This is a genomic window from Microvirga sp. P5_D2 (assembly GCF_054049475.1).
Genome location: NZ_JBFUMH010000006.1, coordinates 49183 through 63827, shown reverse-complemented (window position 1 = coordinate 63827; position 14645 = coordinate 49183). Strand labels below are relative to the sequence as shown.

General features: G+C 62.9%; 12 protein-coding genes. All 12 read right to left on the bottom strand.

What is annotated here, in order from left to right; translation table 11 throughout:
• Window positions 1-3: 3 nt before the first annotated feature.
• The 12 genes from ACXJKO_RS04060 to mraY all read right to left on the bottom strand — a co-directional run bounded on the left by ACXJKO_RS04060 (window position 4) and on the right by mraY (window position 14643).
• Window positions 4-900 (bottom strand): outer membrane protein assembly factor BamD, encoded by an 897-nt coding sequence (locus ACXJKO_RS04060; RefSeq protein WP_457089797.1) that lies wholly within the window; start codon window positions 898-900, stop codon window positions 4-6.
• A 246-nt stretch (window positions 901-1146) separates the two neighbouring features.
• Entirely contained in the window at window positions 1147-2091 is a 945-nt protein-coding gene (gene lpxC, locus ACXJKO_RS04055) for a UDP-3-O-acyl-N-acetylglucosamine deacetylase (RefSeq protein ID WP_457089796.1), read from the bottom strand.
• A 282-nt stretch (window positions 2092-2373) separates the two neighbouring features.
• Window positions 2374-4053: a cell division protein FtsZ gene (gene ftsZ, locus ACXJKO_RS04050; RefSeq protein ID WP_457089795.1), complete on the bottom strand. Its 1680-nt coding sequence runs from the start codon at window positions 4051-4053 to the stop codon at window positions 2374-2376.
• 103 nt (window positions 4054-4156) lie between these two features.
• Window positions 4157-5479: a cell division protein FtsA gene (gene ftsA / locus ACXJKO_RS04045; RefSeq protein WP_457089794.1), complete on the bottom strand. Its 1323-nt coding sequence runs from the start codon at window positions 5477-5479 to the stop codon at window positions 4157-4159.
• A complete protein-coding gene (locus ACXJKO_RS04040) occupies window positions 5476-6444 on the bottom strand; it encodes a cell division protein FtsQ/DivIB (RefSeq protein WP_457089793.1) in 969 nt (322 codons plus the stop codon). Before ACXJKO_RS04040 ends, ftsA begins: the two co-directional genes overlap by 4 nt.
• Window positions 6411-7334 (bottom strand): D-alanine--D-alanine ligase, encoded by a 924-nt coding sequence (locus ACXJKO_RS04035; protein ID WP_457089792.1) that lies wholly within the window; start codon window positions 7332-7334, stop codon window positions 6411-6413. Before ACXJKO_RS04035 ends, ACXJKO_RS04040 begins: the two co-directional genes overlap by 34 nt.
• A 70-nt stretch (window positions 7335-7404) precedes the next feature.
• Window positions 7405-8325, bottom strand: coding sequence for a UDP-N-acetylmuramate dehydrogenase (gene murB, locus ACXJKO_RS04030; protein ID WP_457089791.1), 921 nt, complete (start codon window positions 8323-8325; stop codon window positions 7405-7407).
• Window positions 8326-8484: 159 nt separating this feature from the next.
• Window positions 8485-9900 carry a UDP-N-acetylmuramate--L-alanine ligase gene (gene murC / locus ACXJKO_RS04025; RefSeq protein ID WP_457089790.1) on the bottom strand — a complete coding sequence of 472 codons (1416 nt, stop codon included), beginning with the start codon at window positions 9898-9900 and terminating at the stop codon, window positions 8485-8487.
• Window positions 9897-11015 (bottom strand): undecaprenyldiphospho-muramoylpentapeptide beta-N-acetylglucosaminyltransferase, encoded by a 1119-nt coding sequence (gene murG / locus ACXJKO_RS04020; RefSeq protein WP_457089789.1) that lies wholly within the window; start codon window positions 11013-11015, stop codon window positions 9897-9899. Before murG ends, murC begins: the two co-directional genes overlap by 4 nt.
• Entirely contained in the window at window positions 11012-12157 is a 1146-nt protein-coding gene (locus tag ACXJKO_RS04015; protein WP_457089788.1) for an FtsW/RodA/SpoVE family cell cycle protein, read from the bottom strand. The genes murG and ACXJKO_RS04015 overlap by 4 nt, the downstream gene beginning before the upstream one ends.
• Window positions 12158-12161: 4 nt before the next feature.
• Complete coding sequence (gene murD / locus ACXJKO_RS04010; protein WP_457089787.1) at window positions 12162-13553, bottom strand: UDP-N-acetylmuramoyl-L-alanine--D-glutamate ligase; 1392 nt, start codon at window positions 13551-13553, stop codon at window positions 12162-12164.
• A 4-nt stretch (window positions 13554-13557) separates the two neighbouring features.
• Window positions 13558-14643 (bottom strand): phospho-N-acetylmuramoyl-pentapeptide-transferase, encoded by a 1086-nt coding sequence (gene mraY, locus ACXJKO_RS04005; RefSeq protein ID WP_441983733.1) that lies wholly within the window; start codon window positions 14641-14643, stop codon window positions 13558-13560.
• Window positions 14644-14645: the final 2 nt, after the last annotated feature.

The following is a 14645-nucleotide window of genomic DNA, read 5'->3' as shown; positions in this document are numbered from 1 at the left end:
GGCTTACCCCGCCCGCTGACCGACCTGGGGAACGCCACGGAACGCCTTGCTGATCCAGGACYGGGAGTCCTCGCGCGGCTCAACGCCGCCCTTGGTCAGCAGGGCATAGGCGTCCTTGTACCAAGGACTGTCAGGGAAGTTGTGTCCGAGAACGGCGGCTGCGGTCTGCGCCTCATTGACGATGCCCATGGCCATGTAGGCCTCGGTGAGACGCTCGAGAGCCTCTTCCGTGTGGCGGGTCGTCTGATAGCGCGAAACCACGACGCGGAAGCGGTTGATGGCGCCGGAATAATTGCGCTTCTGCAGGTAGAAGCGTCCGACTTCCATTTCCTTGCCGGCGAGCTGGTCGCTCGCTACCTGGATCTTCTTCTTGGCGTCGGCCACGTATTCGGAGCTGGGATAGCGCTGGACCAGTTCCTGCAGCGCGAGAATGGCGCGCTCGGATTTCTCCTGGTCGCGGGTGATATCCGGGATTTGATCGTAATAGGACGACGCCATCAGGTACTGCGCATAGGCCGCATCTGGCGTGTTTGGATGCTGCTGGAGGTAGCGCTTCGAAGCGGTGATGGATTCCTCATACATGCCGCCTTCATAGGTGGCATAGGCTTCCATGATTAGCCCTTTGCGCGCCCACTCGGAATAGGGGTACTGGCGGTCCAGGCTGTTGAACTTCTTGGCGGCGCCTTCGAAATCCCGGTTCTGAATGCGGGCAAGGCCGTCATTGTAGACCTGTTCAGCCGGAACGTCGGCGACGACCTCCGGCTTGTAGGTTTCGCTCTTGTCGAACGGGTTGATCGAAGAAAGGGTGTCGCAGCCAGCAAGCGCCAAGCCGCAGGCGCCGACCAGCAGCGCACGCCCCGCAGCGGCTCTCAAGCTCAAGTAAACCTTCGCGAAAGACATGGCTTCGCGGTCCTCCAAAATCCGTGCTCGACGATTTTTAAACGATGCACCAGAGGTTCTTTAACCTATGCAGGGGTCAAGAGCCAACCCCATCGCGACGGCTTTACCCAATGTGATCGATTCAGGCCGCAAGAAAGACTGCGGCCAATGGGCGCTAGAGCATCGGACCCAAAAGTGGATTTGCACTTTTGGGATCAATCCGATGCACCACTTTATGGAATGGTGACGCCAGAGGGAAGAAAAACCTTAGTGGACTTCTTGAGCGAAGGCCGTCATGGCCGCGCTGCCGACTTCCGCATAGCCCGTCTCGCGCCGGGGAGCGGCGTCCACGATGGCGTAGTTGGAGCGGCTGGAGAACAGGGCCTCAAGCACGGAGAAGTTCAGGCGGTGGCCGCCGCAATAGGAGCGGTAGGTGCCTAGCAGCGGAAGGCCCGCGAGGGACAGGTCGCCGACTGCGTCCAGAAGCTTGTGGCGCACGAACTCGTCGGCATAGCGCAGGCCTTCCGGGTTCATGATCCCGTCCTCGCCAATGGCGACGGTGTTCTCGAGCGATGCGCCCAGAGCGAAACCGGCGCTCCATAGCTTTTCCACATCGCGCATGAACCCGAAGGTGCGGGCGCGGGAGATATCGCGACGGAACACGGAGGGGCTGAGGTCAATGACCTTGCGCTGGCGACCGATCACGGCCGTGGGGAAGTCGATTTCCACATCGAGGCGGAAGGCGCGCTCGTTGGGGATCAGCTCGGCGAATGCCCTGCCCTGCTCGACGCGGACGGGCTTGAGAACCTTGAGGTAACGGCGGGCCGCGCCCTGGACGGCAATGCCGACCTGATCGACCGCGTCGATGAAGGGAGCTGAGCTGCCGTCGAGAATCGGCACTTCCGGCCCATCGATCTCGATGAGCACGTTGTCGATGCCGAGGCCCGTGAGAGCGGCCATGAGGTGCTCGATGGTGGCCACGGCGCCGCTCTCGCGATCGCCGATCACGGTGCAGAGCTCGGTGGCGGTCACAGCCAGGTGGCGGGCATCGATGAGACGGTCCAGGCCGCCCGGAAGGCCGGTGCGCAGGAAGGCAATGCCGTGGTTCACCTCCGCGGGGTGGAGGATCATCTTCACCTCATCTCCCGAATGGACGCCGATTCCGACCAGGGTAACGGCAGCGCGGAGTGTGGTTTGATGGCTTTGCTTCATTATCTCTGAACCTCGAACAACATCGCTGCTTGCTGGATATCCCCTCAGGCGGCGGCCGGCGTTCGCTGTAGTAAAATCACTGATTGACGGGCTGGGATTAAAGCTCCTGCCCTTTTGGATAGGGGCAACATAGTCGGCCGGTCAGGCTAGGCCAAATCACGCTTTCTTACGTTCTGTTACAGAGTGGATAAGTCTTAACCATTTGTTAATAAACGGCTTTAAAAGCAAAGCCCCCGGTCGCATCGCGACCGGGGGCTAATCTTGTAACAATTCCGGTTAAGCTTAGTTCGCTTGACGGCGAAGGAAGGCCGGAATCTCCAGTTGATCGTCTTCCATGCTCCGCTGACCGGGAGCCTGCGCCGGACGCTGCGCCTGGGGAACCGGGCGACGGGCGTATTCGGCGTGAACCGGAGACATCTGCTGGCGCGGAGCCTCCTGGCGGGGAGCCTGCTCGACCGGAGCGTGCTGCGGCTCCTCACGACGTCCGAAGCCCATGGTGGCCAGACGCTGGATCAGGGACGGCTTGTGCTCGTGGGCTGGGTCCATTTCGCCACGGCTAGCGCGGATCTGGTTCTGGGCCGGGATCGGCAGCTCGTCGATCCGAGGCATGCGGGCGGGGCGCATGGCGCGCTCGGCCTGCGGCGGGATGAAAGCATCCTGCTGCATCGGCTCGTCGTAGACGGGCTGCTGCGGGGCCGGAGCCTCATAAGCCATGGCCTGACGGGGCTGGGCGGGGGTGAGGATCACGTCGTCCCGAACCACCGGCTGCGGAGTGGGTTCCATGGGCTGAGCCATGGCAACCGGGGCCGGAGCGAGAACCGGAGAACCTTCCGTCAGGATCTGAGCAGCTCTCAACGACTCAGCCTGGGGGGTGGCGCGAAAGGTCGGCACGGCCTGGGTGTGCGTGGCACGAGCCCGGGCCTCGGCACGCAGGCGCTCGGCCACCTCGGAGATCCGCTGCTCGGTGGCAGTCAGGTCGCCGCCGTTTTCCATGATCGCATGGTCGATGCCGGTCGCCACGACGGAGACGCGGATGATGCCTTCCAGGCTCTCGTCGAAAGTTGCGCCGAGGATGATGTTGGCATCCTGATCCACTTCCTCGCGGATGCGGGTGGCGGCTTCGTCGAGTTCGTAGAGGGTCAGGTCGTTGCCGCCGGTGATCGAGATCAACAGGCCGCGAGCGCCCTTCATCGACACGTCGTCGAGGAGCGGGTTGGCAATGGCGGCCTCGGCGGCGCGGATCGCGCGCTTCTCGCCGGATGCCTCGCCCGTGCCCATCATGGCCTTGCCCATGCCGCGCATGACGGAGCGCACGTCGGCGAAGTCGAGGTTGATGAGGCCTTCCTTGACCATCAGGTCGGTGATGCAGGCAACGCCCGAGTAGAGCACCTGGTCGGCCATGGAGAAGGCGTCCGCGAAGGTCGTCTTTTCCGTGGCGACGCGGAACAGGTTCTGGTTCGGGATGACGATGAGGGTATCGACCGCCTGCTGCAGCTCGGCAATGCCGGACTCGGCAAGCTTCATGCGGCGCACGCCTTCGAACTGGAACGGCTTCGTGACGACGCCGACCGTCAGTATACCGAGTTCGCGGGCAGCGCGTGCCACGACCGGAGCAGCGCCGGTGCCGGTGCCGCCGCCCATGCCGGCGGTGATGAACACCATGTGGGAGCCTGCGAGCTGATCGCGGATCTCGTCGATCACCTCTTCAGCGGCGGCGCGGCCGACTTCCGGCTGCGAGCCTGCGCCCAGGCCTTCGGTGACCTGAATGCCCATCTGGATCACGCGCGGAGCCTTCGAGGAGGCCAGCGCCTGCGCATCGGTGTTCGACACCACGAACTCGACGCCCTCCAGACCGGACTCGATCATGTTATTCACAGCGTTGCCGCCGGCGCCGCCGACGCCGAAGACGGTGATGTGCGGCTTGAGTTCCCGGATGTCCGGAGCTTGCAGATTGATTGCCATGACCTGTGCCTCTTTGGCCTTTTTCACTGACAGCGTTTGGCCGACGCTTACTTTTGTTGACTTGGAACTCCCGCGATGACCCGCCGCGTCATCGCGTTACGCTTTAAAAACTATCGCGAATCCACCGGCCCACCCGCGAGAAGTAGCCGTCGGTTCCCGTACTCTGAAACAAGCCGCTCGAACGCGGCTCGAAATACTCGATATGCGCCACCTGGGGGTAGACCAGGAGGCCGACCACCGCCGAAAAGGCGGGGCCCTTCGCCGCTTCCGGCAGGCCCTTGATGCCGAGCGGACGCCCGACACGAACCTGACCCTGCAGAATGCGGCGTGCCGTTTCCGGCAGCCCGACGAGCTGGCTTGCGCCGCCCGTCAGCACCACGCGCCGTCCGGCTTGGGCTGCGAAGCCCGCGCTCTTCAGGCGGTCGCGCACGAGTTCGAGGATTTCCTCGACCCGCGGCTTGATGATGCGAACGAGGTGTGACTTGGGCAGATGATTCGGAACGTCACGTTCGTCCTCATCGACCTGCGGCACCGCGATCATGTCCCGGTCATCCGCGCTCGAAGAGATCGCGGAGCCGTAGAGGGTTTTCAGCCGCTCGGCTGCGGACACGCGGGTCGTGAGACCGCGCGCGATGTCCATGGTCACGTGGTGACCGCCGACGGCGACGGCATCGGTGTGAACCAGATGCCCGTTGGAGAAGATGCCCACGCTCGTGGTGCCGGCACCCATGTCGACAACCGCGCAGCCCATATCGGCTTCGTCATCGACCAGTGCCGAGAGGCCTGCCGCATAGGGAGAGGCGATCACGGCCTCGACGCCGAGATGGCAGCGCTCGACAGCGAGCATGAGATTGCGTGCAGCCGCGGACTCCGACGTCACCACATGCAGGTCCACGCCGAGACGCTCACCGATCATGCCGGCGGGATCCACGATGTGGTTCTGCTGATCGAGCGAGAAGCCCGTCGGCAGCGCATGAAGAACCGCCCTGCCCCGGCGCAGATCGTAAGCGGATGCGGCATCGAGAACCCGATGCACATCGCCTTCGCCGACCGCGCCGCGTACCGGCACATGCGCATCGAAATGCTCGGAAGCGAGACGACCGCCGGTGAGGTTGACGATCACCGACTGAATCTCGACCTTCGCCATCCGCTCGGCGGCGTGAACCGCTTGGCGGATCGCGGTCTCGGCCGCTTCGAGATCGACGATGACGCCGCCCTTGAGGCCGGCCGAGCGCTGATGACCGATGCCGAGAATGCGCGCCACGTGGGTACGGCTGCGCAGCGATTCCACTTCGTCCGCCGGCTTCAGCTCGGCGACCACGCACACCACCTTGCTGGTCCCGATATCGAGAACAGAGAGGATGGCTCTCTTGTTCGCCGAGAGCGGCTTCAGACGCGGTGTCAGGCCGTGACCCGAGAGACTCATGTGTCGATCCCCTTGCCGCGCATTGGCTTCTTCTTGAGCGACTCGGCGCGAGCCACTGCCGCTTCTTCCGACAGACGAACCACGACTCGATCCGCCATGCGCAGATCGACCGCCAGAACGTCCTTTTCCAAAATCTTCTGCTCTTCCTCGAGCTTCACGAGCCGCGCCATCGCCTGGGCGGCGCCGAGTTCCGGCAGGCGCACGTCCATGCCGTTGTCCATCTTGAGCGTCCAGCGGCGACCGGCGACGAGCGTGCCGGCGCGAACGCGGTTCTTGAGAGGACCGGCTGATTCGAGCAGTGCCAGATAATCCTTGCTGCGCACATTCGCGTTCTCGCCCACCACGAAAGGCAGATCGACGAAGCGCTCGTCCTGCATGAGATCGATCACGGTGCCGTCGGCGGCGATGATGAACAGCTCGCCGTTGTTCTGCCAGAGAGCATGGGGCTCACGCTCAGTGAGGCCGATCACCAGCTCGTTGGGATAGAGCTTGCGCACGGTCGCGCTCTTGATCAGCGGCACGTGCTCGAGGCGCTCACGCAGATCGTTCACGTCGAGGAAGGCCAGCGACAGCTTGGAATTGATGCCGGCGGCAGCCAGAACCTCGTTCTCGCGGATCTGCGAGATGCCGGAAATGGTGACCTGCTCCAAGCCGAGGCCGACGGCGCGGGCCAGTGCATGATGCGGCTGGCCGTTGTCGCGGATGAAGCTGTCGAGGTGGCCGCCTTGCCAGAGGCCGAGGGTCACGACGCCGGTGAAGAAGCCGAGGGCGAGATAGGTGCCGAGGAAGCGCGGAACGCGCTGCTCGATGGGAACGCCGGAAGACCGCCGGCGAACGCTCTTGGAGGAGCCAAAGAATTTCTTGATTCGGGGAGCTGGCCTCCGGCCTCCGGAGGCAGCATGCGCAACCGTACGTCCGGCCGGGTAGGCCGTCATCGGTTGCAGGTAGCGTCCTCCACCATCCATTGCACAAGCTCGCCAAACGTATAGCCCGCATGGGCTGCCAGTTCTGGCACCAAGCTCGTCTCGGTCATGCCGGGTTGGGTGTTAACCTCCAGGACAACGAGTTCCCCCGTTCCCCCGGGAGTATCATCGTACCGTAAGTCGGCACGGCTGATTCCCCGACAGCCGAGCGCTTGATGCGCCGTTAATGCCAACTCTTGGACCTTTTGGTAAATATTCGGTTTAATTTCTGCCGGGAGGACGTGAATGGAGCCGCCCTTCACATACTTTGCATCATAATCGTAGAAGACCCCGGTCGCAGGGCGGATATCGATGACCCCGAGGGCCTTGTCGCCCATGACGGCGCAAGTCAGTTCGCGGCCCGCAACATATGATTCTACAAGGACTTCATCCCCGAAAGCCCAGTCCTCGCGTAGCAGTTCCTGCGGCGGATGGGAGCGGTCCTCGCGCACGATGATAACACCTTTCGAGGAGCCCTCGTTCATCGGTTTGACGACGTAGGGAGCCGGCAGAACGTGACTTTTCGCCGCCTCCATCCGGTTAACGACCACGCCTTTTGGAACCGATACGCCGGCGGCGGCCATGATGACCTTCGCCTTGTCCTTCTGCATGGCGAGGGCGGAAGCCAGAACGCCCGAATGCGTATAGGGAATCCTTAAGACTTCCAGCAGTCCTTGGATGGTGCCGTCCTCTCCCACTGGTCCATGAAGCGCATTGAACACCACATCCGGCGCGGTGGCCTGGAGTACGGTGGCGATATCGGGCTGTACGTCGATGGGAGTGACCTTGTAGCCCTGCTCTTCCAAGGCCTTGCAGCAGGACCGGCCCGTGCTGAGGCTGACTTCGCGCTCCGCCGACCAGCCGCCATAGAGGACGGCAACGTGCTTGGCCATGATCTGCTCCTTGGATTGGCACCCAGCTCAATGAAGCAGCCGGGCGTTAACAAAGTGATTCGGGGTGTGTTTACGCCTGAACGCGACCGACGCGCTTGATCTCCCATTCGAGCTCGACGCCCAACATCTCGCGGACCCGGCGGCGAACTTCCTCGCCCAGTCCCTCGATCTCGGCGGCAGTGGCGGAGCCGTGGTTGATCAGGAAGTTGCAGTGCATCTCGGAGACCTGCGCATCGCCGATTCGCAGCCCCCGGCATCCGGCCGCGTCGACAAGCTCCCAGGCCTTCTTGCCCGGCGGGTTCTTGAAGGTCGAGCCGCCTGTCCGCGTATTGACGGGCTGAGTGGAGGAACGCGCCTCGGTGATCGCATTCATCTCGGCGAGGATCTCTTCCGGATTGCCCGAACGTCCCTCGAACAGGGCTTCGGTGAAGATCACATCGTCCGGCACGCTCGAATGCCGATAGGTAAAGCCCATCTGCGCATTGGTGAAGGAGACCGGCTCGCCTGTGCGGGTGATGCCCTTGGCCTCGACGACCACATCCTTCGTCTCGCCGCCATAGGCTCCGCCATTCATGCGAAGCGCGCCGCCGATGGCTCCCGGAATGCCGCGCAGGAAGGACAACCCGGCAATACCGGCCTCCGCGGCAGCGCGGGCCACCTTCACGTCGGGAGCACCGGCACCGGCCCGAACGCGCAGGCCCGGCTCGACAGAGACCTCGGCAAAGCCTTTGCCCAATCGAATGATCACACCCTCCCATCCGCCATCGCGGATGAGCAGGTTCGAGCCGAGGCCGACCACGAGGACGGGAATGCTTCGATCAAGGCGTCGCAGGAAGTAAGCGAGATCATCCGCATCGGCCGGCGTGAGCAGCACCTGCGCCGGCCCGCCCGTGCGAAACCACGACAACGGTGCTGTCGGCGCATTCGCTTCCAGCTTGCCGCGCAGTTCGGGCATGGCTGCTTTGAGTTCAGGAACGAGATCAGGAAACATCAACCACTCCACAGGCCTCATCCTGAGGAGCGAGCATGGCTCGCGTCTCAAAGGACGAGGGCGTCTCCAGAGAACACTGGAAGTGGTTTCCTCGTCCTTCGAGACGAGCGCAATGCGCTCCCCTCAGGATGAGGAAACCTTGGGCTGTGCCACAAATTATCAAGCCGCTTTCTCGCCAAGCGCCTCGAGCTCGCCCGGAAGCGCATAGGCCCATTGCGTGATGTTGCCTGCGCCGAGGCAGATCACGTAATCGCCCGGCTTAGCAACGCCCTTGATGAGGCCTGCCAGCTCTTCCGACTTTTCCAGAGCCATCACGTTGCGATGTCCGCGTGCCTTGAGACCAGACACGAGACCGTCGCGGTCGGCACCCGGGATCGGCTGCTCGCCTGCCGCATAGACCGGAGCAACGATCACAGCATCCGCATCGTTGAAGCAGGTGCAGAATTGATCGAAGAGCGAGTGCAGGCGCGAGTAGCGATGCGGCTGCACCACAGCGATCACCTGACCATCCGTCGAGGCTCGCGCGGCTTTCAGCACCGCCGCGATTTCGATGGGGTGATGACCGTAATCGTCGAACACGGTGACGCCGTTCCACTCGCCCGTGCGGGTGAAGCGCCGCTTCACRCCGCCGAAGCCGCCAAGCGCCTTGCGGATCGCATCCGGCGAGACGCCGAGCTCATGCGCAACCGCAATCGCCGCCGTGGCGTTGAGGGCGTTGTGTGCGCCGGGCATCGGCAGCACAAGGTCTTCGAGCTCGAGACGGAAGCCGGGGCGACGGTCGCGGATCATGACGCGGAACTTGGTCTGTCCGCCACGCGGATCGATATCCATGATGCGCACATCGGCCTGCGGGTTTTCGCCGTAGGTGATGATGCGGCGATCCTCGATGCGGCCCACGAGATCCTGAACCGTCGGATGATCGATGCACATAACCGCGAAGCCGTAGAACGGGATCGAGTTGATGAAGGAATGGAAGGCTTCCTTGATCGCATCGAACGTGCCGAAATGGTCGAGATGCTCGGCGTCGATATTGGTGACGATGGCGACGTCGGCGGGAAGCTTCAGGAAGGTGCCGTCGGACTCGTCTGCCTCCACCACCATCCACTGGCCGTCGCCCATGCGGGCGTTGGTGCCATAGGCATTGATGATGCCGCCATTGATGACGGTSGGRTCGAGWYCRCCSGCATCGAGCAGCGYYGCGACSAKCGASGTCGTCGTGGTCTTGCCRTGGGTGCCGGCSAYMGCGACGCAGSACTTGARGCGCATSAGYTCGGCGAGCATCTCGGCGCGGCGCACGACAGGCAGGCGCTTCTCGCGCGCCACGATCAGTTCCGGGTTGTCGCGCTTGATCGCGGTGGAGACAACGACGATCTCGGCATTCTCCACATTCTCGGCCTTGTGTCCGATGAAGGTCTTGATGCCTTTGTCTTCGAGGCGCTTCACGTTGTAATTGTCGGCGGCGTCAGAACCCTGAACGTTGTAGCCCAGATTATGCATGACTTCGGCGATGCCCGACATGCCGATGCCACCGATGCCGATGAAGTGAATGGGACCAAGCTTCGGCGGCAGTTTCATGAAATCATTCCGTTCTTGTTATCAGGTATCAGTTGGAGCACGGCCTGAGCGAGGCGCTCGGCTGCGTCCGTGATGCTGGCGCTATGTGCAGCGGAAGCGGCTTTGGTCAAGCGGTCAGGCGCTTGAAAAGTGGAGCGGATTTCCGCCGCCAGGCGCTCAGGAGTGAACTCCGATTGCGGGAGAACGATGGCAGCGCCAAGGTCTCCAAGGGTTTTCGCGTTCGCCGCTTGGTCCTGATCGAGCGAGCCCGGCAGGGGCACGAGGATCGAGGGACGGCCRATCACCGCAAGCTCCGCCACCGTCGAAGCGCCCGAGCGCGAGACGACCAGATGCGCCTTCGCAAGGCGCTGCGGCAGATCCTGGAAGAAGGGCTCGGCCTCGAATTCCACGCCAAGGCGCTGGTAGTGCGCGCGCACGCGCTCCAGATCCTCTCCCCTCGCCTGCTGGGTGATGGAAAGACGCGAGCGCAGCTCCTGCGGCAGAAGCTCAATAGCGGGCGGCACGACATCGCTCATCACGCGGGCGCCCTGGCTGCCGCCCACGACGAGAAGCCGCAGCTTCCCATCAGATGTAAGCGGAGAATAAGCCTGCTTCGCCGCTTCCAGAACAGCCGGGCGGATGGGGTTGCCGGTTTGGAAGACCCTGCCCGGCACATTGGCCGGAATGCCCTTGGTATCGGCAAAACCCGTCGCGATGGCGGAAGCGCGCCGGGCAAGCAGCCGGTTCGCACGGCCCATGACGCCGTTCGCCTCGTGAATGACGGTCGGCACTTTCAAAAGCGATGCGGCGATCACGGGCGGCACGGTGGGATAGCCGCCGAAGCCCACGACCACGGCGGGCTTCATGCGGCGGATCACGGAAGTCGCCTTGAGCGTGCCTTGCGCAAGCATAAGCGCCGCCTTCGCGATCTGCGGCACGGAACGACCCGATGGCGTAGCGGACGGAATCTCAACGATCTCATCCGCCGGGAAGGAGCCCGCATAGGCATTGGCGCGCTTGTCGGTGGCAAGCGCCACGCGCAGGCCCTGCGCTTTCAGCGCATTCGCCAAGGCTTCGGCGGGGAACAGATGCCCACCTGTTCCACCGGCGGTCAGGAGAATGAGGGGAGCATTCATCCGCGCGGCCAATCCTGATTGAAGTTCTCCATCATTTCGGCGCGCGGGCGGCGGCGCGTGAGCGCGATGAGGAAGCCCATTCCCAGCGCCAACGACAGCAGCGAGGATCCGCCATAGGAGATGAAAGGCAACGTCATGCCCTTTGCCGGCATGAGGTGAACGTTCACCATCATGTTGATGCAGGCCTGGAGGCCGAACATGAGGACAAGGCCCGTTGCCGCCAGACGGCAGAACGTGTCCTCGCTGCGCTTGGCGAGCATGAGGCCGCGCAAGACGATGAAGGCGAAGAGCATCAACAGGCACAGGCACACGATGATGCCGAATTCCTCCGCCGTAACTGCGAAGATGAAGTCGGTATGCGCGTCGGGAAGGATGCGCTTGACGGTGCCCTCGCCCGGACCACGCCCGAGCCAGCCGCCGCGGGAGAAGGATTCCATCGCGGTGTCTACCTGGAACGTATCGCCGGATTCCTTGTCGAGAAAGCGCTCGAAACGGGCCCGCACGTGCGGCAGGAATTCATAGGCCGCGACGATGCCTAGCAGGCCCGCGCCGCCAAGGCCCATCACCCAGAACCAGTGCAGACCGGCGACGAAGAAGAGCCCGCACCACACGATGGTGACAAGCATGGTCTGGCCGAAATCCGGCTGAAGGATGAGCGGGACGATCGTGGCGGGCAGAAGCATCAGCGCGAGCAGCGCACCCGGCATATCCTTGCGCCGCGCACCCTCCGAGAAGGCCCAGGCGGCGAGCACGACGAAGGCGGGCTTCACGAACTCGGACGGCTGGATGCCGAGTGGGCCGATCACGATCCACCGATGCGCGCCCTTGATCTCGGGGCCGAACTGGAACGCCAGCATGATCAACGCCATGCCGCCAATATAGACCAGCAGCGCGAGCCGCCGGATGTGGCGCAGGGACAGGAACGAGACCGGCAGCATGATGAGCAGCGCCGGCAGAAGGAACATCGCCTGGCGGTTCACGAAGTGGAATGTCGAGAGCCCCAACCGCTCCGCGACGGGCGGGCCGCCGGCCATGAGAAAGACGAGGCCGGCGAGCACGAGGATCGCGAGCGCCGCCAGTAGCAGCCGGTCGACCGTCCACCACCAATCGCTGAAAGCCGAGCGTTCCGCGCGCGACACCATCTCTTTAGGCCCCCTTGGCCTCAATACCGGGCAATGCCCGGACCAATTCGCGGAACCGATTTCCGCGCACTTCGAAATTTGGAAACTGATCGTAGGACGCGCAGGCGGGCGACAGGAGAACGACCGACGGGCCGTTCATAGTCTGGGCATCCGAAGCTGCCTGTTCGACGGCCTTGTCGAGTGTTTCGCTGCGGACATAGGGCACATCGTTGCCGAGCGTCCTGGCAAAACCTTCCGCAGCCGTACCGATCAGGTATGCCTTGCGGATTTTCGGGAAATATTCACGCAACGGCTCGATGCCGCCTTCCTTCGCCTTGCCGCCGAGAATCCAAAGGATGTCGTTGAAGGACTTGAGCGCCTTCTCCGTCGAATCGGCATTGGTGGCCTTGGAATCATTGATGAAAAGCGACCCGCCGATGTGCCCGACCTCTTCCATGCGATGGGGTAGACCTGGAAAGGTGCGAAGGGCGAGCTGGATAGTCTGAGGATCGATGCCGCTGAGGAGAACGACGGCAACCGCCGCCGCAGCGTTCTGCGCATTGTGATCGCCGCGCAGAGAACCGATACCAGCAAGATCCGCGACGGATCTGGCCTCGAAATTCGTCACGTGGATCAACATTGCGCGATCCACAAAGACGCCCTTGGCCCCTATCGGCATGAGCGAGAGGCGTGAAACGCTTACACCCTCTGCAGCACATCTGTCCGCAATCATGCAGCTCAGCTCATCATCAATGCCGATGACGGCCTGTTGTGCATTCGCCACCAGCCGTTCCTTGATCGCCGCGTAACTCTCCATCGTCCCATGCCGGTCGAGATGATCCGGCGACAGGTTGAGAAGGACGCCGATGGTCGGGTTAAGCGAGGGTGCGAGATCGATCTGGAACGAGGAGCATTCGATCACGTGAATGCGGTTGTCGGCGGGCGGTTCAAGCGAAAGGATCGCCGTACCGATATTACCGCCCATCTGAACGTCCCGGCCGGCTTCGCGCAGGATATGCGTGATGAGCGCCGTCGTAGTGGACTTGCCGTTTGTCCCAGTGATCGCGATGAACGGCGCGTTCGGCGCAATCTTGGCGCGCTCGCGGCAGAACAATTCGATATCGCCGACGATCTCGACGCCGACTTCCTTTGCCAACTTCGCGGACCAATGCGGCTCGGGATGAGTAAGCGGAACGCCGGGCGAGAGAACGAGCGCCGACACCTTCGACCAGTCGATCTGGCGCAGATCGCCAGTCTCGATGCCCTGCCCTTCAGCCTCCGCCATCTTCGCCGGATTGTMGTCGCAGGCAATCACGTGCGCCCCGCCCTCTTTCAGGGCGAGCGCCGTCGCGAGCCCCGAACCGCCGAGGCCGAAGAGTGCAAGAGTTTTGCCAGCAAAGGTCGTGACGGGCGTCATCGGCTCACCGCAGCTTGAGGGTCGAGAGGCCGACGAGAGCCAACACCACGGCGATGATCCAGAAGCGGATGACCACCTGCGGCTCGGTCCAGCCGAGTTGCTCGAAGTGATGGTGAATCGGCGCCATCTTGAAGACACGTTTGCCCGTGAGCTTGAACGAGGCGACCTGGATGATCACGGACATAATCTCCAGCACGAACAAGCCGCCGACGATGGCGAGCACGATCTCGTGCTTGGTAGCGACAGCGATCGTGCCGAGCAGACCGCCGAGCGCGAGCGATCCCGTATCGCCCATGAAGATCTGGGCGGGAGGCGCGTTGAACCAGAGGAAGCCGATGCCCGCACCAATGAGCGCGCCGCAGATAACCGCAAGCTCGCCCGTGCCGGGCACGAAATGAATCTGCAGGTAATTGGCGAAGACGGCATTACCCGCGAGATAGGCGATGAAGCCGAAGGTGCCCGCTGCGATCATCACCGGCACGATGGCGAGGCCATCGAGACCATCGGTGATGTTCACGGCATTGCCCGCGCCGACGATGACGAAGCCCGCGAAGACGATGTAGAACCAGCCGAGATTGAAGATCAGTTCTTTTGAGAAGGGCAGCACCAGCTTGTTGGCGAGGCCGGGCGCTTCCACATAGGAAATTGCGATGCAGGCAATCGCCGCGATGGCAGCTTCGATGGCGAGACGCGAGCGGCCGGAGAAGCCCTTGTGCGACTGCTTCGTGACTTTGAGATAATCGTCATAAAAGCCGATGCCGCCAAAGCCAACGGTGACGAAAATCACGATCCAGACATAAGGATTGGCGAGGTTCGCCCAGAGCAGTGCGGAGACCAGCACGCCCGCCATGATCATCAGGCCGCCCATGGTGGGCGTGCCGCGCTTGGTGAGCAGATGCGATTGCGGGCCATCCTCGCGGATCGGCTGTCCCTTGCCCTGCTTCAGGCGCAGGAGCGAGATGATCGCCGGTCCGAACAGGAACACGAAGAGCAAAGCCGTCGCCGTCGCGCCGCCGGTGCGGAACGTGATGTAGCGAAAGATGTTCAGGGGGCTGAAGTAAGGGCTGAATTCAGCCAACCAGGTCAACATGG